Origin of the sequence: Streptomyces agglomeratus (assembly GCF_001746415.1) — a bacterium.
In the GTDB taxonomy this organism is placed as follows: domain Bacteria; phylum Actinomycetota; class Actinomycetes; order Streptomycetales; family Streptomycetaceae; genus Streptomyces; species Streptomyces agglomeratus.
The window spans coordinates 5,387,012-5,409,423 of sequence record NZ_MEHJ01000001.1 but is presented as its reverse complement, the minus strand read 5'-3'; the positions used below and the strand labels follow the sequence as shown (position 1 = coordinate 5,409,423).

The 22,412-nt window shown below is 72.1% G+C and carries 16 protein-coding genes, 3 tRNA genes and 2 pseudogenes; 10 read left to right on the top strand and 11 right to left on the bottom strand.

Annotated features, from left to right (window positions below; all coding sequences use genetic code 11):
• Position 1 precedes the first annotated feature (1 nt).
• Complete coding sequence (locus tag AS594_RS23510; protein ID WP_079148880.1) at positions 2-1,333, top strand: GAF domain-containing protein; 1,332 nt, start codon at positions 2-4, stop codon at positions 1,331-1,333.
• Between the two features lie 275 nt (positions 1,334-1,608).
• Here AS594_RS23510 and AS594_RS23505 read toward each other — a convergent pair.
• The 3 genes from AS594_RS23505 to AS594_RS23495 form a co-directional block, all read right to left on the bottom strand.
• Positions 1,609-1,685 (bottom strand) — tRNA-Ile (locus tag AS594_RS23505).
• A gap of 168 nt (positions 1,686-1,853) precedes the next feature.
• Positions 1,854-1,926, bottom strand: a tRNA-Asn gene (locus AS594_RS23500).
• Positions 1,927-1,931: 5 nt separating this feature from the next.
• A tRNA-Asn gene (locus AS594_RS23495) sits at positions 1,932-2,004 on the bottom strand.
• A gap of 213 nt (positions 2,005-2,217) precedes the next feature.
• Between AS594_RS23495 and AS594_RS23490 the strand changes: the two genes are divergently transcribed.
• The 5 genes from AS594_RS23490 to AS594_RS45455 all read left to right on the top strand — a co-directional run bounded on the left by AS594_RS23490 (position 2,218) and on the right by AS594_RS45455 (position 8,101).
• Positions 2,218-2,517 carry a hypothetical protein gene (locus tag AS594_RS23490; RefSeq protein WP_069928872.1) on the top strand — a complete coding sequence of 100 codons (300 nt, stop codon included), beginning with the start codon at positions 2,218-2,220 and terminating at the stop codon, positions 2,515-2,517.
• Positions 2,518-2,583: 66 nt separating this feature from the next.
• Positions 2,584-4,020 (top strand): FGGY family carbohydrate kinase, encoded by a 1,437-nt coding sequence (locus AS594_RS23485; protein WP_069928871.1) that lies wholly within the window; start codon positions 2,584-2,586, stop codon positions 4,018-4,020.
• A gap of 119 nt (positions 4,021-4,139) precedes the next feature.
• Positions 4,140-5,873, top strand: coding sequence for an ABC transporter ATP-binding protein (locus AS594_RS23480; protein ID WP_069932266.1), 1,734 nt, complete (start codon positions 4,140-4,142; stop codon positions 5,871-5,873).
• Positions 5,870-7,816: an ABC transporter ATP-binding protein gene (locus AS594_RS23475; protein WP_069935344.1), complete on the top strand. Its 1,947-nt coding sequence runs from the start codon at positions 5,870-5,872 to the stop codon at positions 7,814-7,816. Before AS594_RS23480 ends, AS594_RS23475 begins: the two co-directional genes overlap by 4 nt.
• Positions 7,817-8,101 (top strand): glycine zipper domain-containing protein, encoded by a 285-nt coding sequence (locus AS594_RS45455; RefSeq protein ID WP_069928869.1) that lies wholly within the window; start codon positions 7,817-7,819, stop codon positions 8,099-8,101.
• A 56-nt stretch (positions 8,102-8,157) separates the two neighbouring features.
• Here AS594_RS45455 and AS594_RS23465 read toward each other — a convergent pair.
• From AS594_RS23465 to AS594_RS23455, 3 genes and pseudogenes are all read right to left on the bottom strand, one after another.
• A pseudogene (locus AS594_RS23465) lies at positions 8,158-9,422 on the bottom strand (RNA polymerase sigma factor).
• 118 nt (positions 9,423-9,540) lie between these two features.
• Complete coding sequence (dnaG, locus tag AS594_RS23460; RefSeq protein WP_069935343.1) at positions 9,541-11,445, bottom strand: DNA primase; 1,905 nt, start codon at positions 11,443-11,445, stop codon at positions 9,541-9,543.
• Between the two features lie 34 nt (positions 11,446-11,479).
• Positions 11,480-12,745 carry an NAD(P)/FAD-dependent oxidoreductase gene (locus AS594_RS23455; protein WP_069928867.1) on the bottom strand — a complete coding sequence of 422 codons (1,266 nt, stop codon included), beginning with the start codon at positions 12,743-12,745 and terminating at the stop codon, positions 11,480-11,482.
• A gap of 462 nt (positions 12,746-13,207) precedes the next feature.
• On the opposite strand from AS594_RS23455, the gene AS594_RS23450 reads away from it, so the two are divergent.
• On the top strand, positions 13,208-14,227 hold the full coding sequence (locus AS594_RS23450; RefSeq protein ID WP_069928866.1) for an ArsR/SmtB family transcription factor: 1,020 nt from the start codon (positions 13,208-13,210) through the stop codon (positions 14,225-14,227).
• Here the strand turns inward: AS594_RS23450 and AS594_RS23445 are convergent.
• From AS594_RS23445 to AS594_RS46260, 3 genes and pseudogenes are all read right to left on the bottom strand, one after another.
• Positions 14,199-15,560 (bottom strand): deoxyguanosinetriphosphate triphosphohydrolase, encoded by a 1,362-nt coding sequence (locus AS594_RS23445; RefSeq protein ID WP_079144441.1) that lies wholly within the window; start codon positions 15,558-15,560, stop codon positions 14,199-14,201. The two genes, AS594_RS23450 and AS594_RS23445, sit on opposite strands and share 29 nt — an antisense overlap.
• A gap of 36 nt (positions 15,561-15,596) precedes the next feature.
• Positions 15,597-16,541, bottom strand: coding sequence for a sirohydrochlorin chelatase (locus AS594_RS23440; protein WP_069928865.1), 945 nt, complete (start codon positions 16,539-16,541; stop codon positions 15,597-15,599).
• A 150-nt stretch (positions 16,542-16,691) separates the two neighbouring features.
• Positions 16,692-17,013 (bottom strand): annotated as a pseudogene (locus AS594_RS46260) (GNAT family N-acetyltransferase); the annotation flags it as partial.
• A gap of 32 nt (positions 17,014-17,045) precedes the next feature.
• On the opposite strand from AS594_RS46260, the gene AS594_RS23435 reads away from it, so the two are divergent.
• The 3 genes from AS594_RS23435 (at position 17,046) to AS594_RS23425 (ending at position 21,063) form a co-directional block, all read left to right on the top strand.
• Positions 17,046-17,801 (top strand): SanA/YdcF family protein, encoded by a 756-nt coding sequence (locus AS594_RS23435; RefSeq protein ID WP_069928864.1) that lies wholly within the window; start codon positions 17,046-17,048, stop codon positions 17,799-17,801.
• A gap of 80 nt (positions 17,802-17,881) precedes the next feature.
• A complete protein-coding gene (locus AS594_RS23430) occupies positions 17,882-18,673 on the top strand; it encodes a glucose 1-dehydrogenase (protein WP_069930724.1) in 792 nt (263 codons plus the stop codon).
• Between the two features lie 122 nt (positions 18,674-18,795).
• Positions 18,796-21,063: a molybdopterin oxidoreductase family protein gene (locus tag AS594_RS23425; RefSeq protein WP_069935342.1), complete on the top strand. Its 2,268-nt coding sequence runs from the start codon at positions 18,796-18,798 to the stop codon at positions 21,061-21,063.
• Here the strand turns inward: AS594_RS23425 and cutA are convergent, their stop codons facing one another.
• Together cutA and AS594_RS23415 are read right to left on the bottom strand one after the other, a co-directional pair.
• Positions 21,064-21,360: a divalent-cation tolerance protein CutA gene (gene cutA, locus AS594_RS23420; RefSeq protein WP_079144835.1), complete on the bottom strand. Its 297-nt coding sequence runs from the start codon at positions 21,358-21,360 to the stop codon at positions 21,064-21,066.
• A gap of 288 nt (positions 21,361-21,648) precedes the next feature.
• Positions 21,649-22,338 (bottom strand): NADPH-dependent FMN reductase, encoded by a 690-nt coding sequence (locus AS594_RS23415; protein WP_079148120.1) that lies wholly within the window; start codon positions 22,336-22,338, stop codon positions 21,649-21,651.
• Between the last annotated feature and the right edge of the window lie 74 nt (positions 22,339-22,412).

Sequence of the window (22,412 nt, the reverse complement as noted above, 5' to 3'; positions counted from 1 at the left end):
GATGCTGCTGGAGGCCGTACTGCACGTCGGCTCCGACCTGGAACTGCGCGCCACCCTCCAGCACATCGTGGACACCGCCACCGAGCTGGCCGGGGCGCGGTACGGCGCGCTCGGAGTCGTCGATCCCGAGCGCGGCGGCATCACCGGCCTGTTCACCTCGGGCGTCGACGACGAGACGTACGAGCGCATCGGCCGGCTGCCCGACGGGCACACCGGTCTGATCGGCCACCTGCTCCGGGAGCGGCGGCCCCTGATCGTCCCCGACGTGCCGGCCGACGTACGCTCGGCCGGCCTGCCCCCCGGGCACCCGGCCGTGACCACGTTCGCGGGCGTTCCCATCCGCGTCCGCACCGAGGTCTTCGGCCACCTCTGCCTGGCCGAGAAGCGGGGCGCGGGCGGCTTCACCGCGGACGACCTGGCTCTGCTGCGGGTGCTCGCCTCGCAGGCGGGCATCGCGATCGGCAACGCGCGGCTGTACGACACGGCCCGCCGGCGCGAGCGCTGGATCGAGGGCGCCGCCGCGTGCACCACCGCGCTGCTGGCCGGTGAGAACGCCGATGACGCCCTGAGGACGGTGGCCGAGCAGGCCCGTATCCTCGCCGACGCCTCGGCGGGCGTGGTGCTCCAGCCCACCGCCGAGGGCGGCATGGAGATCGTCGCCGCCTCCACCCACGGCGATCCGGCCGACCTGATCGGTACGGTCATCGAGCCCGGCAGCCCGGTCCTGGAGCAACTGCTCGGCGGGGAGCCGGTGTTCATCGAGGACTCGGCGACCGACGAACGCATGACGACGCGGGTACGGGCCCGGTTCGGGCCGAGCATGATGCTGCCGCTCCAGAGCGGCGGCAAGCTGATCGGCACGCTGGCGCTGCCGAGGCGGCGCGGCGGACCTCCGTACTCGGCGGTCGACCGGCTGCTCAAGCTGCTCGGCGCGGCCGTCGACGAGCTGGACTCCACCATCCAGGAAGTACGGACCACGATCTTCGCGCTGCAACAGCCCCCGGCGGACGTGCCCGACACCTTCCGGGGCCGGGTCCTGCGCGAGACGGCGGGCGCGGCCACGCTGCTGGGCTTCCAGCCGTCGGTGCGCTTCGGGGGCGCGGTGGACGCCCTGGTGACCGAACCGGAGGGCAGCCGGCTCCTGACCGCCCTGCGCGGAGCGCTCGCGGCGGCGCACCGGGCGGGGGTCACGGCGGTGCGGGTGGAGATCGACGCGACGGGGCGGCCGGCGGACGGGCGGGCGGCCGTACGGCTCACGGTCACGGACGACGGGGCGGCCAAGCAGGGCCGCCACGGCACGACGTTCACCTGGGAGCCATCCGGCAGCGAGTGACGTCGGCCCGGAGCCGAACACCTGGCGCGTGCGCACATGGGTGCCGGCAGCGGTCGGCGTGAACCCGCTCCTGGGAATCCCCCGCGTCGTTCCGCCCACGGCTTCTTCTGTGGTACTTCGCCGTGAACTGGCCGCTCGCGAGCGGCGACGGGCCGGCGTCCGGGCTTCGCCGCGATGCGGCGGCCGGGGGTGAGTGAGTGAGGGCCGCCACGGCTGCGCGGCGGCCCCCGTTTCTGCCCTTCTCAAGGAAGAAACGTTTCTGCGTGACCACTGGGTGGTGGGGCGGGTGGGACTCGAACCCACGGCCGACGGATTATGAGTCCGCTGCTCTAACCGGCTGAGCTACCGCCCCTTACGGCGCGTCGCGCACATTTGTGCGCGCCGTCTGCCGCAGCATAGCCGCTCATACGATCTCCTGCCTCGGGTGGTCGGCCACGCATGCCCATGAGGACCGCACTGCCGCCTGCGCGGTTCCAGGAGACACGAAAAAGGACCCCCTGAGGGGCCCTTTTTCTTACCGCTCCCCCGACTGGACTCGAACCAGTAACCCTCCGGTTAACAGCCGAATGCTCTGCCAATTGAGCTACAGGGGATCGCGCTCCCCCGACTGGACTCGAACCAGTAACCTGCCGGTTAACAGCCGGCTGCTCTGCCAATTGAGCTACAGGGGATTGCTGCGTTGCACCGAACGTACCCACCGGATGGCGTCCCGGGGGGCGTGTGCTCGCTGCGACACATACATTAGCGCAAGCAGGGGGGTGCTCCGCCAATCGGTAGCGCCCGGACTGATCACGGGTGCCCACGGGTAGGCGGCCAGCACAGCCCCACGGTCCGAAACTGCCCCGGACGCAGGGGACCGCCGACGCAAGAGAAGGGTGACAGCCATGCGCTACCGGCTCACATTCATCGCCGGACTGGCCCTCGGGTACGTGCTCGGGACCCGCGCCGGGCGTGAGCGTTACGAGCAGTTGAAGAAGTCCGCCCGCCAGGTCGCCCAGAACCCCGCCGTGCGCAACGCCGCCGAGTCCGCCGCGCACAACGGCCGCGACTTCGCCGGCAAGGCGTTCCATACGGTCAGCGACAAGGTCGGGGACCGCGTGCCCAGCTCCGTGACCGAGCGGGTGCGCTCACTGCGCGAGCGGGGTCAGAGCGGCGAGGACGACTGGGGTACGACGAACACCTAGCCCCGGCCCGGCCCCGGCGTTCGGGCGGGGCGCGTCCCCGGCCGCGCATGCGGCACAATCTGGGGCATGGGGATAGTCGCCGGCTTGGACAGTTCGTCTGGTTCTACGCGCATCGTCGTGTGCGATGCGGATTCGGGTGCCGTGCTGCGGCAGGGCTATGCCCCGCACCCCGTGGAGGCGAAATCCACCGAGGCCGATCCACAGGTGTGGCTCCTCTCCCTGGGCGAGGCCGCGGCCGGCGGACTCCTCGAAGGGGTCCAGGCCATCGGCGTGTCGGCGCAGCAGCACGGCATGATCCCGCTCGACGCCCACGGCTCGGTCGTACGTCCGGCCCTGCTCGGCAATGACAAGCGGGCCCAGGTCGCGGCGGCCGACCTGGTGGACGCGCTCGGCGGACGTCAGGCCTGGACCGAGGCCGTCGGGTCCGTACCGCAGGCTCCGCAGCCGGTGTCGAAGCTCCGCTGGCTGGCGCGCAACGAGCCGGAGTCGGCGCAGCGCACCGCCGCCGTGATGCAGCCGCACGACTGGCTGGTGTGGCAGCTGCTCGGGCGCCCGGCCCGCCGGACCACCGACCGGGGAGCGGCGTCGGGGACGGGTTACTGGTCGGCCGTGACCGGCTCCTACCGGCCCGACCTGGTCGAGCTGGCGCTGGGGCACCAGGCCGCGCTGCCCGAGGTGCTCGGCCCTTCGGACGCCGCCGGGACGACACCCGAGGGTCTGCTGATCTCCGCCGGCACCGGGGAGACGATGGCCGCCGCCTTCGGGCTGGGGGTCGCGGTCGGGGACGCCGTGGTGTCGCTGGGGGCCTCTGGGTCCGTGATGGCCGTGCATCACGAAGGGCTGGCGGATTCGAGCGGGCTCATCACGTCGTTCGCCGACGCCACCGGGATGCACCTGCCGGTCGTGCACACGCTGAATGCCGTACGGGCACTGCGCGGCACCGCCGATCTGCTGGGGACCGATCTCGACGGGCTGTCGGCGCTGGCGCTCAAGTCGTCGCCGGGCTCGTACGGGCTCGTACTGCTGCCGTATCTCGAAGGGGAGCGTACGCCGCAACTTCCGCACACCGCCGGGACGTTGAGCGGTCTGCGGCGCGAGTCGATGAAGCCGGAGCACCTGGCGCGGGCGGCCTTCGAGGGCATGCTGTGCTCGCTGGCCGACGCCATGGACGTACTGCGGGCGCGGGGCGTGCAGGTGCGGCGGGTGTTCCTGCTGGGAGCCGCCGCCGAGCTGCCCGCCGTGCAGGCGGCGGCGCCCGCGATCTTCGGTACGCAGGTGGTCGTGCCGCAGCCCGCCGAGTACGCGGCGCTGGGCGCGGCCCGGCAGGCGGCATGGGCACTCGGCGTGTCGCAGGGCACGCTGGCCCCGCACGCCCCGCCGGCCTGGCAGGGCGCGGCGGCGCAGGTGCTGGAGCCGGGGGACGACCTGGCGGTGGGGCAGGCGGTCCGCCAGCAGTACGGGGCGACGCGGGACCAGATCCACCCGGGGGCGTTCGGCGGCTGAGCCGGCCGGGCGGGGGCGTGCACTCTTGACCCGGCGATGGGTAAATCCTTTGGTATTGCCGGGGTCGGGTGTCGGAGGATGGGGCGACCCGTGACCGTGCCGACCCCGAGAGACTCCGCGTGCTCATAAGACTCCTACGGGCCCGTCTCGGCCCGTACAAGAAACCCATCGCCCTGCTCGTGCTGCTGCAACTGCTCCAGACCTCGGCCACCCTCTACCTGCCCACCCTCAACGCGGACATCATTGACAACGGTGTCGTGACCGGTGACACCGGCTACATCCTGGAGTTCGGCGGCATCATGATCGCCGTCAGCGTCGTCCAGGTGGTGTGCAACATCGGAGCCGTGTACTACGGCGCGCGGACCGCCGCCGCGCTCGGCAGGGACGTGCGGGCGGCCGTCTTCGACCGTGTGCAGAGCTTCTCGGCGCGGGAGCTCGGGCAGTTCGGGGCTCCCTCGCTCATCACGCGCACGACCAATGACGTGCAGCAGGTCCAGATGCTGGTGCTGATGGGCTTCACGCTGATGGTGTCGGCGCCGATCATGTGCGTGGGCGGCATCGTCATGGCGCTCGGGCAGGACGTACCGCTGTCCGGTGTGCTCCTCGCGGTCGTTCCGGTGCTGGGGATCTCGGTGAGCCTCATCGTGCGGCGTATGCGGCCGCTGTTCCGCACGATGCAGGAGCGGCTGGACACCGTGAACCAGGTGCTGCGCGAGCAGATCACCGGCAACCGGGTGATCAGGGCCTTCGTGCGTGACGAGTACGAGAAGGGCCGCTTCCGGGAGGCGAACACCGCGCTGACAGACGTGTCGCTGTCGTCGGGTCGGCTGATGGCGCTGATGTTCCCCATCGTGATGACGGTCGTGAACGTCTCCAGCATCGCGGTGGTCTGGTTCGGAGCGCACCGGATCGACGACGGCGCCATGGAGATCGGGGCGCTGACGGCGTTCCTCGCGTATCTGATGCAGATCGTGATGGCCGTGATGATGGCCACCTTCATGTTCATGATGGTGCCGCGCGCCGAGGTGTGCGCCGAGCGCATCGAGGAGGTCCTGGACACGGCCTCCAGCGTCGTACCGCCGGAGAATCCGGTACGGGAGCTGCGGAGCCACGGCCAACTGGAGCTCCGGGGAGCGGAGTTCCGCTATCCGGGCGCCGAGGAGCCGGTGCTCAGGGACATCGATCTGGTGGCCCGGCCCGGTGAGACGACGGCGATCATCGGGTCGACGGGCAGCGGGAAGTCGACGCTGCTGGGGCTCGTACCGCGGCTGTTCGACGCGACGGCCGGGGAGGTGCTGGTGGGCGGCGTCGACGTACGGACGCTTGATCCGGTGCTGATGGCGAAGACCGTCTCGCTGGTTCCGCAGAAGCCGTATCTGTTCTCCGGGACGGTCGCGACGAATCTGCGGTACGGGAAGCCGGACGCGACGAACGAGGAGCTGTGGCACGCCCTGGAGGTGGCGCAGGCGCGGGAGTTCGTGGAGCGGCTCGACGGCGGGCTGAACGCGCCGGTCTCGCAGGGCGGTACGAACGTCTCGGGCGGGCAGCGGCAGCGGCTCGCGATCGCGCGGACCCTGGTGCGCCGCCCGGAGATCTACCTCTTCGACGACTCGTTCTCGGCGCTCGACTACACGACCGACGCGGCGCTGCGGGCCGCGCTGGGGCGGGAGACGGCCGACGCGACGGTGGTGATCGTCGCCCAGCGGGTGTCGACGATCCGTGACGCCGACCGGATCGTGGTCCTCGACGAGGGACGGGTGGTCGGCAGGGGCCGCCATCACGAGCTGATGGAAGGCAATGAGACGTACCGGGAGATCGTGCTCTCCCAGCTGACGGAGGCTGAGGCGGCATGAGCGGACCCGGTGGACGCATGATGGCCGGCGCCGGCGGGCCGGCCGAGCGGTCGATGGACTTCAAGGGCTCCGGGAAGCGGCTGCTGCGGCAGTTCGCTCCGGAGCGGATCACGTTGTGGTGGATGCTCGCGGCGTGCGTGCTGAGCGTCGCGCTCTCGGTGATCGGTCCGAAGATCCTGGGGCGGGCGACCGACCTGGTCTTCGCGGGGGTCGTCGGGCGGCAGACGCGGGACGGCGGCAGCAAGGCGCAGGTCGTCGAGGGCCTGCGGGAGAAGGGCGACGACGGGCTCGCGGACATGCTCTCCGGGGTGGGGTTCACCCCCGGGCGGGGCATCGACTTCGGGGCGGTCGGCGACGTACTGCTGATGGCGCTCGCGGTCTACGTGGCAGCGGGGCTGCTGATGCTGGTGTCGACGCGGCTGTCGATCCGGGTCATCAACCGGACCGTGTTCCGGATGCGCGAGGACGTACAGGCGAAGCTGTCGCGGCTGCCGCTGAGGTACTTCGACCAGCAGAAGCGCGGCGAGGTGCTCAGCCGGGCGACGAACGACATCGACAACATCTCGCAGACCATGCAGCAGACGATGGGGCAGCTCATCAACTCCCTGCTGACCATCGTGGGCGTGCTGGCGATGATGTTCTGGATGTCACCGCTGCTGGCGCTGGTCGCGCTGGTGACCGTACCGCTGTCGGTGGTGGTGGCGGCGAAGGTCGGCAAGCGGTCGCAGCCGCAGTTCGTGCAGCAGTGGAAGACCACGGGAAAGCTGAACGCGCACATCGAGGAGATGTACTCCGGCCACGCGCTGGTGAAGGTCTTCGGGCGGCAGGACGAGTCGGCGGATGCCTTCCGCGAACAGAACGAGGCGCTGTACGAAGCCGGGTTCCGGGCGCAGTTCAACAGCGGGGTCATGCAGCCGCTGATGTTCTTCGTGAGCAACATCAACTACGTGCTGGTGGCCGTGGTCGGAGGGCTGCGGGTGGCGTCGGGCTCGCTGTCGATCGGCGACGTGCAGGCGTTCATCCAGTACTCGCGGCAGTTCTCGATGCCGCTGACGCAGGTTGCGTCGATGGCGAACCTGGTGCAGTCGGGCGTCGCCTCGGCCGAGCGCGTCTTCGAGCTGCTGGACGCGGGAGAACAGGAGCCGGACGCGGCTGCCGACGAGCGTGCGGTGCTTCCGGCTCCGGCGCAGGGCCGGGTGACACTGGAGAAGGTGTCGTTCCGGTACGAGCCGGACAAGCCGCTCATCGAGAACCTGTCGGTCGCGGTGGAGCCCGGGCAGACGGTCGCGATCGTCGGGCCGACGGGGGCGGGCAAGACGACGCTGGTGAACCTGCTGATGCGGTTCTACGAGGTGACGGGCGGCCGGATCACTCTGGACGGCGCCGACATCGCGAAGATGCGGCGGGAGGAGCTGCGTTCGGGCATCGGGATGGTCCTTCAGGACACCTGGCTGTTCGGCGGCACGATCGCCGAGAACATCGCGTACGGGGCGTCGGCGACGCGCGAGGTCACCCGCGAGCAGATCGAGGAGGCGGCGCGGGCCGCCCACGCGGACCGGTTCATACGGACGCTTCCCGACGGGTACGACACGGTGATCGACGACGAGGGGTCGGGGGTCAGCGCGGGTGAGAAGCAGCTGATCACGATCGCACGGGCGTTCCTGTCGGATCCGGTGATCCTGGTCCTCGACGAGGCGACCAGTTCGGTCGACACCCGGACCGAGGTGCTGATCCAGAAGGCGATGGCGCGACTGGCCCACGGTCGTACGAGCTTCGTGATCGCGCACCGGCTGTCGACGATCCGGGACGCGGATGTGATCTTGGTGATGGAGAATGGGTCCATTGTCGAACAGGGGACGCATGACGGGCTGTTGGCGGCCGGGGGCGCGTACGCGCGTCTGTACGCCGCGCAGTTCGCTCAGGCGGTTGCGGAAGTGGACTGAATGACCAGGGAAGAAGAGAGCGGGCCGGGGAGCGTTCCCCGGCCCGCCGGGGGTGCGGCGGCGAGCGGGGGCCCGGCGGCGGACGCGAAGGCGCCCGTCTCGGGCATCGCTCTCGGACTGTCGCTCGGGATGACGTTCGGGGTGGCCTTCGGGTCGCTGCTGCTCGACAACCTGGCGACCGGGATCGCGTGCGGCATGTGCGTGGGCGTGGGGATCGGGGCCACGGTCGACGCGCGCAGGAAGGCCAAGGACGCCCCGGCCGCGGGGGCGTCGGACGGCTTCTGACGGGAGCCGGCGCACGGGAGAGGACGGCCGCCCGGCCCCTGGCCGGGCGGCCGTCGTCAGTCCAGGTAGCCGCGGAGCTGGTCGGCGAACGCGTGGTCGCGGAGCTTGTTGAGCGTCTTCGACTCGATCTGGCGGATGCGCTCGCGCGTCACCCCGAACAGGCGGCCTATCTCCTCCAGCGTGCGCGGCCGGCCGTCGTCGAGGCCGTAACGCAGCTGTACGACCTTGCGTTCGCGCTCGCCGAGCGTGGAGAGCACCGCCTCCAGGTGCTCGCGCAGGAGCAGGAACGCGGCCGATTCGACGGGCGACGCGGCGTCGCCGTCCTCGATGAGGTCGCCGAGCGCCACATCGTCCTCCTCACCCACGGGAGCGTGCAGCGACACCGGTTCCTGGGCGAGGCGCAGCACTTCGCCGACGCGCTCGGGGGTGAGTTCCAGGTGGGCCGCGACCTCCTCGGGGGTCGGCTCGTAGCCGCGCTCCTGGAGCATTCTGCGCTGGACGCGGACGACGCGGTTGATCAGCTCGACGACGTGGACGGGGACGCGGATGGTGCGGGCCTGGTCGGCCAGCGCGCGGGACATGGCCTGGCGGATCCACCAGGTCGCGTACGTCGAGAACTTGTAGCCGCGGGCGTAGTCGAACTTCTCCACGGCGCGGATGAGGCCGAGGTTGCCCTCCTGCACCAGGTCGAGCATGGTCAGGCCGCGGCCGACGTATCGCTTGGCCACGGACACGACGAGGCGCAGATTGGCCTCGATCAGGCGGCGTTTGGCCATCCGGCCCATGACCACGAGTTTGTCGAGGTCGACGGCGAGCCGGGAGTCGAGGTCGGGGGTGCTGCTGAGCTTCTCCTCGGCGAAGAGACCGGCTTCGACGTGGCGGGCCAGGTCGACCTCCTCGGCGGCGGTCAGGAGCGGGATGCGGCCGATTTCGCGCAGGTACTGGCGGAAGAGGTCGGAGGAGGGGCCCGCGGTGTCGGCCCGGGGGTTGCGACGGCGCTCGGTCGCGTCCGGGGTTTCGGGCGCGTCGGCGGGGTCCTCGACGAGGACTTCGGCCTCCGCCCCGCCGAGCTCTGCCGGTTCGGCTTCGGGGTGGAGTTCGCCCCGGTTCTGCGGAGGGACCGTCGCGATGACGTCGGTCAACGTCTGGGTCTGGGTCTGCACGGGGGCGACCTCCAGGGTGATCGCTGCCGGTTCGGGGGCGTGCGGCAGCGGGACGGGAGCGGCGACCGGGCCGCCGTCCGTCCCGTACACGATGAGTGGATCCGCGGGTGTTCGAGGCCACTCGGCGTGGGCCGGCCGCGCTCCGAGGACTCAGGCACCGCCACCCAGTGTGGGGTACGACACATCGCTGCCACGAGGGGCGTGCGGTGACTTTTTGAGTCCGGTCCGTTACGGGGCGGGTACGGGACGTTTCGTTCCCGGTCCGCCCCCGGCCCGTCAGAGTGCGGCCGCGCCGTGGTTGCGCAGGGACTGGGAGTACTGCTGGAGGACCCACAGCTCGTTCTGTACGGCGGCGAGTTGTTCCGGGTCGGCGTGCGGGCCGCCGAGGCGGGCCAGCGTGCCCTGGACGTCCAGGATGCGGCGGTCGACCGCGCGCAGGCGGACCCGGATCAGCTGCTCCCCGGCGTAGATCTCGTCGACCGTCTTGCGCATGATCGGCTCGACTGCCAGCTCCGTGACCAGCGCGCGCACCGTGTCGTTGGGGGCCGCCTCGCGGACCTGCGCCAGGTAGTCGGAGGCGTTCCCCGCGCTTTGCTCGGCGCCGCCGGCCTCCTCGATGACCTGGCGGACCGCGGCGTACGGCGGGGCGGTGAACTCGTCGGCGCCGTACGCGTCGAACGCCGGCGAGACCAGCTCGGGCCGCTGGAGGGCGAGCTTCAGCAGCTCGCGCTCGGTGCGGTGGGCGGGGCTGCGCAGATTCAGCGCGGGGCCGCTCGGGGCGGCGGGCCCGGCGTCGTACGACGGGGTCGCCCGGCGGTCCTGGGGCGCGGCGGGGCCGCGCCCGCCCCGGTCGCGCGCCCAGCGGGCGAGCTGCGCGACGCGCTTGACCACGAACTGGGTGTCGAGGATGCCGAGGATGCCCGCGAGCTGGACCGCGGACTCGTGCTGGATCGCGATGTTCTTGATGTTGGCGACGATCGGCGCGGCCTCGTCGAGCGCGGCGGCCCGCCCCGCCGGGGTCTCCAGGTTGTGCCGGGACACGACGTGGCGGATCGCGAACTCGAAGAGCGGTGTGCGGGTCTCCACCAGGGACGCCACCGCCGCGTCGCCCTTGGCCAGCCGCAGGTCGCAGGGGTCCATGCCGCCGGGCGTGATCGCGATGGACGTCTCGGCGGCGAACTTCTGGTCGTCCTCGAACGCCCGCAGCGCCGCCTTCTGGCCGGCCGCGTCGCCGTCGAAGGTGAAGACGACCTCGGCCGAGGCGTTGTCCATGAGCAGCCGGCGGAGGATCTTGATGTGGTCGCCGCCGAAGGACGTGCCGCAGGTGGCGATCGCGGTCGTGACGCCCGCCAGGTGGCAGGCCATGACGTCGGTGTACCCCTCGACGACGACGGCCCTGCTGGTCTTGGCGATCTCCTTCTTGGCCAGGTCGATGCCGTACAGGACCTGCGACTTCTTGTAGATCGCCGTCTCGGGGGTGTTGAGGTACTTGGGGCCGTTGTCGTCGTCGCGCAGCTTGCGCGCGCCGAAGCCGACGACCTCACCGGTGATGTCGCGGATCGGCCACATCAGGCGGCCGCGGAAGCGGTCGATGGGGCCGCGGCGGCCCTCCTGGGAGAGGCCGGAGAGCGTGAGCTCCTTGTCGGAGAAGCCCTTGCCGCGCAGGTAGCGGGTCAGGTGGTCCCAGCCCGCCGGGCTGTAGCCGACGCCGAAGTGCTGGGCGGCGCTCTGCTCGAAGCCGCGTTCGGCGAGGAACTTGCGGCCGATCTCCGCCTCGGCGGAGTCGAGCTGCTCGACGTAGAACTGGGCGGCGGCCTTGTGCGCCTCGACCAGGCGGACGCGCTCGCCGCGCTGGTGCGTGGGGTTGTAGCCGCCTTCTTCGTACCGCAGGGTGATGCCCGCCAGGGCGGCGAGGCGCTCGACCGTCTCCGAGAAGGAGAGGTGGTCGATCTTCATCACGAAGGCGATCGTGTCGCCGCCTTCCTGGCAGCCGAAGCAGTGGAAAAGACCCTTGCTCGGGCTGACCTGGAAGGACGGGGACTTCTCGTCGTGGAAGGGGCACAGGCCCTTCAGATTGCCGCCGCCGGCGCTGCGGAGCTGGAGGTACTCGGAAACAACGGCGTCGATCGGGACCGCGTCCCGGACCGCCTTCACGTCGTCATCGTTGATCCTGCCTGCCACGCGTGAAGTGTACGGCGGTGCTCGGACACTCCCGTCAGCCCAGCAGGGAGGCCAGCTCCACGGCGGGGTTGCCGAGGGCTTCCGGGTCCACCGGGGCCCCGGAGCGGATCAGCGCCTGGACGGTCTCGGTGACGTCCCACACATTCACGTTCATGCCGGCGAGGACCCGGTTGTCCTTCAGCCAGAACGCGATGAACTCCCGCTTTCCCGCGACGTCGCCGCGGATGACGACCTGGTCGTACGTGCCGGGCGGCGCCCAGCCGGAGTATTCGAGCCCGAGGTCGTACTGGTCGGAGAAGAAGTACGGGATCCGGTCGTACGACACGTCCTGGCCGAGCATCGCCCGGGCGGCCGCCGGGCCTCCGTTCAGGGCGTTGGCCCAGTGCTCGACGCGCAGCCGGCTGCCGAGGAGCGGGTGCTGGGCCGCCGCGACGTCGCCGGCCGCGTAGATGTCGGGGTCGGAGGTGCGCAGTGCGGCGTCGACCGCGATGCCGCCGCCGTGGGCCCGGTCGGCGAGCGTGAGGCCGGCGGCCTCGGCGAGGGCGGTGCGCGGGGCGGCGCCGATCGCAGCCAGGACGTCGTGGGCGAGGTGCTCCACGCCGTCGTCGGTACGGGCGGCGAGGACCATGCCGTCCTGACCGGTGATCTCGGTGAGGCGGGCGCCGAAGTGGAAGCGGACGCCGTGCTCGCTGTGCAGGTCCGTGAAGAGCTGGCCGAGTTCCGGTCCGACGACCTGGTGGAGGGGTGTGGGCTCCGGTTCGACGACGGTGACCTCGGCGCCGTAGCCGCGCGCTGCGGCGGCGACCTCCAGGCCGATCCAGCCGGCCCCGGCGATGACGATGTGCCCGTTGTCGCGGCCGAGGGACGCCAGTACGCCGCGCAGCCGCTCGGAGTGGGCGAGGCGGCGCAGGTGGTGGACGCCCGCGAGGCCGGTGCCGGGGATGTCGAGGCGGCGCGGTTCGGCGCCGGTCGCGAGGAGGAGCTTGTCGTAGCGGACGGCGGTGCCGTCGCCGAGGCCGACCGTCCTGGTTTCGCGGTCGAGGTGCACGACCGACTGGCCGAGGTGCAGCTCGATGTCGGCCTGCGCGTACCAGCCGGGTTCGTGCACGAAGACGCTGTCGCGTTCCTCCTTGCCCGCCAGGAAACCCTTGGACAGGGGAGGGCGTTCGTACGGATGGTCACGTTCGTCCCCGATGAGGATCACCCGGCCGGTGAACCCCTCGCTGCGGAGAGTCTCGGCGGCCTTGGCCCCCGCCAGTCCTCCACCGACGATGACGAACGTCTGATCTGCGTCGACCACTTGGTGCCTCCTCTGTGCCGCCCACACGCTGAGCCGCCGTATTCGAGCGTCCCGCACAGAGCGTGATGGGGGAAGAGGGGGTGTGCCGTGGGCGTGTCGCACAGGTGGCCCGGAGGTGGCGACCGGGGCCCGGCGCCCGGCGGGGGCACGGCAGGCGGGCTCGGGCGGGGCACGGCGCGCCGGGGCGGGGGCACGGCGTCCGGGCCGGGGCACGGCGTCCGGGCCGGGCGTGAGAAAGGTGGCCGCGGACGTCTCCCCCGTTGACAGCCCGCAGCCACCTCGCCACAAGCGTCACGCCGATGTGGAGGCCGCGCGGGGCTTTCGTGCACAACGCAAAAGGACCGTACGGTTCCGGTCGTCGGTGAGTACGCTCGCTCATGCGCACGCAGGGGAGTCGGGCGCGCACGCACGGCAGTTGGGGCGGCGGTCGGGGCGCGGCACACGAAGCGATGTGGAGGGCGCGTGTTACGCATCCACTTCACCACGGAGGATCTGAACCGGCTGCGGGTGGCCGCACGGCCGGACCCGCTGTGGGAGATCGTGAACAGCCTGCACCTGCTCCAGAACCGGCAGGGCGCGCTGGTCTTCGACCCGTGGCGGCGTGAGACCCGGGCGGCGATCGCCCGCGCCGGGCTCGGCCGGACAGTGGCTTCGCTGCACCGCCTGTGCCCGTGCGCCGCGTACCTCCCCGACTTCCTGACGCCGGGCCGGGGCATCCCGGATCTGGAGACCGGCCTGGACCAGGTGCTCTCCACTCCCGCGACCAGGATGAGGGCGGAACTCGGGCGGCTCTTCGCGGACGGCCCCGTGCCGCCGGTCGCCCGCCGGCTGGCGGACGGCGACGTGGAGGCGCTGGAGCGGCTGGGCGAGGCGCTGCGCCGGTACTACGCGGTGGCGGTGGAGCCGTACCTGGACGTGATCAGGTCGGCGGTGGACGCCGACCGTCCCGTACGGGCCGAGGCGGCTCTGTCGCAGGGCCCCGAAGGGCTGCTGGCGACGTATCAGGATTTCGCCTGGCGCGACGACGGCGTGCTGGAGTCCGGCTATCCGGTGGACAAGGACCTGGAGCTGCGGGGGCGGTCGCTGACGATGATCCCGTCGTTCTTCTGCATCCGGTACCCCGTCGCGCTGGCCGACGAGGAGCTGCCGCCCGTACTGGTCCACCCGGTGACGCCGGACCCCGGCTGGCTGGCCGTCGCCCGGGGGCACGGCGCGGACGGGCCGGGGGCGCGGGCGGCCGGGCTGCCGGTGGCGCAGCTCATCGGCCACACGAGGGCGGCCGTGCTGGAGGTGCTGGGGCGGCCGATGACCACGACGCAGCTCGGCGGCGTCCTGCGGCTGGCGCTGTCCACGGCGAGCCGGCACGCGACGGTGCTGCGGGAGGCGGGGCTGGTCGTCTCGGAGCGGCACGGGAGCCGCATCGTGCACCGGCGGACCACGCTCGGTGACGCGCTCATGGGCGGTGGCCCCTTGGGGCCGTGAGCCGGGCGTGCAGGGAGCGGGCCGCGGCGTCCGTGAAACAGGCGATCTGGTCGACGATCACGCGCTTGCGGGCCCTGTCGTCGGCCGCGCCGGTGAACAGGGCGCGGAACTGGGGATCGAGACCCTCGGGGGCCCGGGCGGTGAGCGCGTCGGCGAGCTCGGCGATGACGATGCGCTGGTCGGCGCGCAGCCGCTCCTGTTCGTCACGCTGCATGACGTAGCGGTCGGCCACGGCCTTGAGGACGGCGCACTCGTGGCGCACCTCGCGCGGGACGACCAGTTCGGCGGCGTACCGGGTGAGCCGGCCCGTTCCGTAGGCCTGGCGGGTCGCGCCCTCGGCGGACAGGCAGAAGCGGCCGATGAGCTGGCTGGTGGCGTCCTTCAGCCGGGCCTGGGCGACGGCCGAGCCGTCGTAGCCGTGCGGCCACCACTCCTCGTCGAGGAGGCGGTCGAGGGCGGCCGACAGCTCGTCCGGGCTGGTGTCCTCCGGTACGTACCTGCCGATCGCCACCGCGAAGATCTCCTGGCGTTCGGGCTCCGCGAACAGGCAGTTGGGGTCGAGGTGACCGGCGTGCAGACCGTCCTCGAAGTCGTGCACCGAGTAGGCCACGTCGTCGGACCAGTCCATGACCTGGGCCTCGAAGCACTTGCGGTGGGCGGGGGCGCCCCGGCGGACCCAGTCGAAGACGGGCAGGTCGTCCTCGTAGACCCCGAACTTCACCGAGCCGGGGTCAGTGGGGTGCGCGCCGCGCGGCCAGGGGTACTTCGTGGCGGCGTCGAGGGCGGCGCGGGTGAGGTTGAGGCCGACGCTGACCATCTCGCCGCTCTCCGCGGACGGTACGAAGCGCTTGGGCTCCAGGCGGGTCAGGAGGCGGAGCGACTGGGCGTTGCCCTCGAAGCCGCCGCAGTCCTTGGCGAAATCGTTGAGTGCCTGTTCGCCGTTGTGCCCGAAGGGCGGGTGGCCCATGTCGTGCGAGAGGCAGGCCGCCTCGACGAGGTCGGGGTCGCAGCCGAGGGCCGCGCCGAGTTCGCGGCCGACCTGGGCGCATTCGAGGGAGTGGGTGAGGCGGGTACGGGGGCTGGCGTCCCAGACCTGGCTGCTGGAGCCGGGGGTGACGACCTGGGTCTTGCCGGCGAGGCGGCGCAGCGAGGCGGAGTGCAGCACGCGCGCGCGGTCGCGCTGGAAGGCGGTCCTGCCCGGCCGTTTGTCGGGCTCGGTGGCCCAGCGCTCGGTGGCGGCCCCGTCGTACAGGGCGGTGTCGAGGGCGGCGGGGGGCTGGACGTCGGCGTGCCGGTCTGCGGTGTGCGGGGTTTCGCGCGCTGTGCCTTCCATGCACCGACAGTAGACGCAGCCAGTGACAGCCGGGGCTCAGGCGGCGGTCAGCTGCCGCCGGGGCGCGGGGGAACGGCCGGCGAGAGCCTGGTCGTAACGGAGCAGGAGGAGCCGCGCCAGGGCCGGGTGGGCGCCGAGCGGCGCGGACGCGATCCAGGGCGCGGCGGCGGCGCTCTGCGCGGCGAAGCGGCCGGGGGCGGTGAAGTACGAGGCGACGGCCGTCCGGTGCCGGCCGCGTGCCGCGAGGGCGCGCAGGGCCTCGGGGACGGTGGGTGAGGCGGCGGAGGCGTAGGCGGGAAGGACGGGGACTCCGCCGAGGCGTTCGCCGAGCAGGGCGGCGGTGGTCCGGGTGTCGGCGGCCGATTCCGGGTCGCGGGAGCCCGCGGCGGCCAGCACGACGCCGCTGCCCCGGTGCGCGGAGTCGGAGGCGGTCCAGCCGGCCTCGGTGAGGCGGGCGTACAGCGCCTCGACGAGGAGGGGGTGCGGGCCGAGCGGGGCCGCTGTCCGGATGCGCAGGTGGGGGGCGGTGACGGCGGCCTGCGGCAGGTCGTACTTGACGTGGTACCCGCGGCCGAGCAGCAGCGGTACGAGCACGGCCCGGCCCGGCTCGAGGTCAGCGAGGGTGCCCGTCAGCAGCGGCTCGTTGAGTTCGATGTGCCCGAGCCGTACGTCGAGACCCGGGCGCAGCTCCCGCACGCGCTCCAGCAGCGCGGTGACGGTACGCAGGGCGCCGGGGTCGCGGCTGCCGTGGGCGACGGCGACGAGGGTGGGCGGGGGCGGCGGGAGGGCCCGGTACGCGGCCGGGTGCGCCCTGTACGGGGCCTGGTGCGGGGGCGGGTGCGGGGGCGGGGTCATCGGCCGGCGGGTTCCGTTCAGTGAGACGTGCCTCAGCTGGGTGCCGAGCTGGGTGGTGATACGGGTGAGCAGTTGCGCCGTGCTGTCGAGAGGAAGTGACTCGCGGTGTGCTGCCGACTCCGTCATGGACCGATACTGCCGGGCCCAGGTTGCCGCCTCGTTGCACGGGCGTGACGGGTGTTTTCCGCGGCCTCACGGGAGCGGCGCGGCCGCTGACAGGCGGCCCGCTCTTTCCCTGCGCCGCCCTTCTCGTAGCGGGGTCCGCGCCGGGTCCCCTTCCCTGGTCACCGGGAAGCCGTCCGTGAGGAAGTCCTGGCGGCCGACGGTCCTGCCCTCGCACCGCACGGCGAGGCTGAGCGTCCACTTCTCCGGCCGCCACCCGGCATGGTGCCCAGGACGTGCTGGAAGGTCGCCCTGGCCCGGTCCTGCGGCGACCGTCCGTCCACGGCACCGTGAAGGGCATGGACGCCTCGTCGTCGAGTACGCCGTCGGCCGCGACGCCGGCCAGTTCGTCCAGCACCTCACCGTCCGGCACGGTCAGTTCGAGCCGGGGAGTTGTGATGCGCAGTCCGTACAGGGGCCAGAATCGTTTCGACATGGCGAACATCCCAACGGGGGGACGGACAGGGCATGCGATTTTCAAGGAGCGGGGCACGGGCCACGGCAGGCGGCCGGGCGCAGCGGTGGGCGGCACGCGGGTGGCGGCTGCGACTCCCGCCCCTCATACCCCGCACCCGCCGGGCCCAACGGCGTACCGTCCAGGCCCTCATGCTCGCCGCCGTCCTCGCGCTCGCGCCCGCGACCTGGCTGCACGCCGTCGCCGACAGCCGGGTCAGGACGACGGCCGACGCCCCCGCCCGAGACGTGGTCGTCGTCTTCGGGGCGGGTCTCTGGCGGGGCGGCCCGTCGCCGTACCTGGCCAACCGCCTCGACACGGCCGCCGAGCTGTACCGGGAGGGCAAGGCGAAGGTCGTGCTCGTGACCGGTGACAACAGCCGGACGGAGTACGACGAACCGGACGCCATGCGTGCCTACCTGGTCTCCCACGGCGTACCCGACCACCGCATCGTCAGCGACTTCGCGGGCTTCGACACCTGGGACTCGTGCGTACGCGCCAAGAAGATCTTCGGGGTCGACCGGGCCGTGCTGGTGAGCCAGGGGTTCCACATCCGCCGGGCGATCGGGCTGTGCCGGGCCGCCGGGCTCGACGCGTACGGCGTCGGCGTCGACGCCCGGCGCGACGCGACCTGGTACTACGGCGGCGTACGGGAGATCCTCGCGGCCGGCAAGGCCGCGCTCGACGTCGTGACCGAGCCCGATCCGCGGTTCCTCGGGCGCCAGGAGAACGGTGTGGCCGAAGCGCTGGCCGAGGCTTCGGGGGGCTGACAGACTGGCGGTCGCCGATATGCCCCATGCCGATGTGCCTCACAGGCATGGAGCCGAGTGAGCCGGGGGGCTGGTCGTTCGTGTCTGCCGCTGCTGTTCCCACTGCTGGCGTCGATCTGTGCGACAAGGTCGTCCTGGTGACCGGCGGTGCGCGCGGCCTCGGCGCCGCGACGGCGCAGGCCGTCGTCGACGGCGGCGGGAAGGCCGTGATCACCGACGTGCTGGAGGAGGAGGGCGCCGCGACGGCCGAAAGGCTCGGTGACGCGGCGCGTTTCGTACGGCACGACGTGACCAGCGAGAGCGACTGGCAAGCCGCACTGGATTTCGCGGTCGCCGAGTTCGGGACGGTCGACGGCCTGGTCAACAACGCCGGGACAGCCGCCGGCCGGCTCCTGGAGCACGAGACGGTCGAGCATTTCCGTCAGGTCGTCGAAGTCAATCTGGTCGGAACCTTCATCGGGCTGAAGACCGTGATTCCGCTGATGAGGGAGCAGGGCGGTGGGTCCGTCGTCAACATCTCGTCGGCGGCCGGACTCACCGGCCTCGCGCTGACCGCCGGGTACGGCGCCTCCAAGTGGGGCGTACGGGGCCTGTCGAAGATCGGCGCGGTCGAGCTGGCGGAGGCGGGGATCCGGGTGAATTCGGTGCATCCGGGGATGACGTACACCCCGATGACCGCCCCCGTCGGCATCCGGACCGGCGAGGGCAACTACCCGGGCGTCCCGCTGGGCCGGGTCGCGGTACCCGAGGAGATCGCGGCCGCGGTGGCGTTCCTCCTGTCGGACGCGGCGGTGTACATCACGGGCTCCGAGCTGGCGGTGGACGGCGGCTGGACGGCCGGAATGACGGTGCGGCACCTCAGGGGGCAGTAGTCACCGCGGGTCGCCGGACAGGCGCACCTCACCGGCCGGCGGGCGCCGGTCGGAGCCCGGCGTACCGGGGGCGTAACATCCGGGCGACCGTCGCCGTAACACCGCCGTCGCATGCTGACGGCATGCCCCGCACCTCCCCCGCCCCCGCCCCGGCGTCCACCCCCACCCACTGCCCGTACTGCGCACTCCAGTGCGGCATGAACCTGCGCGCCGCCGCGGGCAGTGAGGCCGCGGGCGGCGACGTGGTGGAAGTCGTCGAGCGTACGGACTTCCCCGTGAACCGGGGCGCACTGTGCGGCAAGGGCCGCACCGCGCCCGCCGTGCTCTCCTCCCGGGTGCGCCTGACCAGGCCACTGGTCCGTCGCCCCGCCACCGGCCGGCTCGAACCGGCCACCTGGGAGGAGGCCCTCGCGAAGATCGCGGAGGGGCTCGGCCGTACACAGCAGGCGTACGGGCCGGACGCCGTCGGCGTCTTCGGAGGCGGCGGGCTCACGAACGAGAAGGCGTACGCGCTCGGCAAGTTCGCCCGCGTCGTGCTCTCCACCTCGCAGATCGACTACAACGGCCGCTTCTGCATGTCGTCCGCCGCCGCCGCCCACCAGAGGGCCTTCGGCCTCGACCGCGGCCTGCCCTTCCCGCTGGAGGACATCCCGCGCACCGGCTGCGTGATCCTCGTCGGCTCGAACCTCGCCGAGACGATGCCGCCCGCGCTGCGCTACCTCACGGAGCTGAAGGAGAACGGCGGCACACTCATCGTCGTCGACCCGCGCCGCACCCGCACCGCCGAGCAGGCCGACCTGCACCTCGCCCCGCGTCCCGGCACCGACCTGGCGCTCGCGCTGGGACTGCTGCACCTCGTCGTGTCCCAGGGCCGTACGGACGAAGCCTTCATCCAGGAGCGCACCGCCGGCTGGGACGAGGCGCGGGCCGCCGCGATGGCGCACTGGCCGGAGCATGTCGAGCGCGTCACCGGCGTCCCGGTCCCCCAACTGCGGGACGCGGTACGGATGTTCTGCGACGCCGAGACCGGCATGGTGCTGACCGCGCGCGGCCCCGAGCAGCAGTCCAAGGGCACCGACACGGTCGGCGCGTGGATCAACCTCTGCCTCGCCACGGGCAACGCGGGCAGGCCGCTGTCCGGTTACGGCTGCCTCACCGGCCAGGGCAACGGGCAGGGCGGCCGAGAGCACGGCCAGAAGGCCGACCAGCTGCCCGGCTACCGCAAGCTCACCGACCCGGCCGCGCGCGAGCACGTCGCGGGCGTGTGGGGCGTGGACCCGGACAGCCTCCCCGGGCCCGGGCGCAGCGCGTACGAACTCCTCGACGCGCTCGGCGGCGACATCAAGTCGCTCCTGCTCATGGGCTCGAACCCGGTCGTCTCCGCGCCCCGCGCCGCCCATATCGAGGAGCGCCTTCGCTCGCTGGACTTCCTCGCCGTGGCGGACGTGGTGCTCTCCGAGACGGCGGCGCTCGCCGACGTCGTCCTGCCCGTCACGCAGTGGGCGGAGGAGACCGGGACGACGACGAACCTGGAGGGGCGGGTGCTGCTGCGGCGCAGGGCGGTCGATCCGCCGCCCGGTGTACGTACGGACCTGGAGGTACTGCACTCCCTGGCCGCCCTGCTCGGCCACGAGAAGGGCTTCCCCGTCGACCCGGAGGAGGTCTTTGACGAGCTGCGCCGCGCCTCGGCGGGCGGCCCGGCCGACTACTCGGGCATCTCGTACCGCCGGATCGCCGAGGAGGACGGCGTCTTCTGGCCCTGCCCGGAGACGCCGGCGGGTGACGAGCGGACCTCTGGCCAGGACCGGACCGCGGGCGCAGACCGGAGCGCGGGCGCAGACCGGAGCGCGGGCGAAGACCGGACCACGGGTCAGGGCCGGACCGCGGGCGCACCACCCGCCGGTGACGACCGCCCCGCCGCTCCCCACCCCGGCACGCCCCGCCTCTTCCTCGACCGCTTCGCGACCGCGGACGGGCGCGCCCGGTTCGTGCCCGTCGCGCACCGCCCGGCGGCGGAGGAGACCGACGCCGAGTACCCGGTCCTGCTCACCACCGGCCGGGTCGTCGCCCAGTACCAGTCCGGCGCCCAGACCCGCCGTGTCGACGAACTCAACGCGGCCGCGCCGGGCCCCTTCGTGGAGCTGCATCCACGGCTCGCGCAGCGCCTGGGCGTGGCCGAGGGCGAGCGGCTCACCGTGGTGTCCCGGCGGGGGCGGGCGGTCGCCCCGGCCCGGATCACCGATTCCATCCGCTCGGACACGGTCTTCATGCCGTTCCACTGGCCCGGCGAGGGACGGGCCAACACCCTGACGAATCCGGCGCTGGACCCGACGTCCCGGATGCCGGAGTTCAAGGTGTGCGCGGTACGGATCGAGCGCGCCCAGGACTGATCACGGGGCCGTGGTCTCCTGCGTCACCCAGGCCAGGTACTCCGCGCTGCCGCGCACGACGGGCGTGGCGATGATCTCGGGCGTCTCGTAGTCGTGCGCGCCCTTGAGATGCGCCTCCAGCTCGTCGTAGCGCGCACTCGCCGTCTTGAACACCACCTGCCACTCCTGCGCCGTCTCCGTCGCCCCCTCCCACCAGTAGACGGAGGCCACGGGCCCACCGACCTGCGCACAGGCCGCCAGCCGCGCGTCGACGGCCCCGCGCGCGAGGTCCAGCGCCTTCTCCCGGCTGTCGGTCATGGTCAGTACGGTCAGGAATTCGGCCACTTCTGTCACGGTGCTCTCCTCACAGGCGGTTTCGCGGGCGGGCCCGCCATCCGCTGCGACACCTACCACGACCAGGTGGTGGTGGGCTGTCCTACGACGACCAGGTGGTGGTGGGCTGTCCTACGACGACCAGGTGGTGGTGGGCTGTCCTACCACGACCAGGTGGTGGTGGGCTGTCCTACCACGACCAGGTGGTGGTGGGGTGTCCGCCGAGCCCGCATCACGGTCCGGCCGCCGCCCGCACCACGGTCCGGCCGCCGTTCAGCCGGTGTACGGACGGACGGACTTGGCGTCGCGCAGGGCGTGGGCCCACCAGGTCAGCTGGTTGAGGAGGGACTTGGCGGCGGTGTTGGCGGCCGACGGGTCCTTGTGCCGGCCGTCCTCGTCGAAGTGGGACCAGGCACCGTGGAAGCTGACGGTGTCGCGGATGGTGGTGGCGTGCATCTCGGCGAAGACCTGGCGCAGTTGCTCGACTGCGCGCAGGCCGCCGGACATTCCGCCGTAGGAGACGAAGCCGACCGGCTTCGCTTGCCATTCACCGCCGTGCCAGTCGATGAGGTTCTTGAGGGCGGCCGGGAAGGAGTGGTTGTACTCGGGGGTGAGGACGACGAAGGCGTCGGCGGCCGCGAGCCGGGGCGAGACCTGTGCGAGTACCGCCTTGATCTCGTCGGACGGCTGGAAGGAGAGGGCGGTCGGCAGGTCGACGCCGGCCAGATCGATCACGTCGATGTCGAGATCGTCGTGCGCTGCGGCCCGGGAGACGAACCAGTCGGTGATGACGGGGGCGAAGCGGCCTTCGCGGTTGCTGGCGACGATGACGGCGACGCGCAGCGGGGCCGGGGCGTCGGTAGGGGCGTCGGTGGCGGCCTCGGCCGGGGCCTTGGCAGGGGCGTTGGCAGGGGCGTTGGCAGGGGCCTTGAGCTGGGCGGATTCGTGCGTCGTGAGGTCCATGCGGCAAGACTCGTACCTCAAGCAAGATTGAGGTCAAGCCGTTCCGGCGTTGCGGCGGTCGTTTCTCGAAGTGC

What these genes read in the sequence shown, in the direction of transcription:
- cutA (WP_079144835.1), bottom strand. Translation starts at nt 21,360, where the DNA reads ATGACCGACAGCCGGGAGAAGGCGCTGGACCTCGCGCGCGGGGCCGTC.
- AS594_RS23475 (WP_069935344.1), top strand. Translation starts at nt 5,870, where the DNA reads ATGAGCGGACCCGGTGGACGCATGATGGCCGGCGCCGGCGGGCCGGCC.
- AS594_RS23440 (WP_069928865.1), bottom strand. Translation starts at nt 16,541, where the DNA reads ATGACGGAGTCGGCAGCACACCGCGAGTCACTTCCTCTCGACAGCACG.
- AS594_RS23485 (WP_069928871.1), top strand. Translation starts at nt 2,584, where the DNA reads ATGGGGATAGTCGCCGGCTTGGACAGTTCGTCTGGTTCTACGCGCATC.
- AS594_RS23490 (WP_069928872.1), top strand. Translation starts at nt 2,218, where the DNA reads ATGCGCTACCGGCTCACATTCATCGCCGGACTGGCCCTCGGGTACGTG.
- AS594_RS23425 (WP_069935342.1), top strand. Translation starts at nt 18,796, where the DNA reads ATGCCCCGCACCTCCCCCGCCCCCGCCCCGGCGTCCACCCCCACCCAC.
- AS594_RS23435 (WP_069928864.1), top strand. Translation starts at nt 17,046, where the DNA reads ATGCGATTTTCAAGGAGCGGGGCACGGGCCACGGCAGGCGGCCGGGCG.
- AS594_RS23445 (WP_079144441.1), bottom strand. Translation starts at nt 15,560, where the DNA reads ATGGAAGGCACAGCGCGCGAAACCCCGCACACCGCAGACCGGCACGCC.
- AS594_RS45455 (WP_069928869.1), top strand. Translation starts at nt 7,817, where the DNA reads ATGACCAGGGAAGAAGAGAGCGGGCCGGGGAGCGTTCCCCGGCCCGCC.
- AS594_RS23415 (WP_079148120.1), bottom strand. Translation starts at nt 22,338, where the DNA reads ATGGACCTCACGACGCACGAATCCGCCCAGCTCAAGGCCCCTGCCAAC.
- AS594_RS23510 (WP_079148880.1), top strand. Translation starts at nt 2, where the DNA reads ATGCTGCTGGAGGCCGTACTGCACGTCGGCTCCGACCTGGAACTGCGC.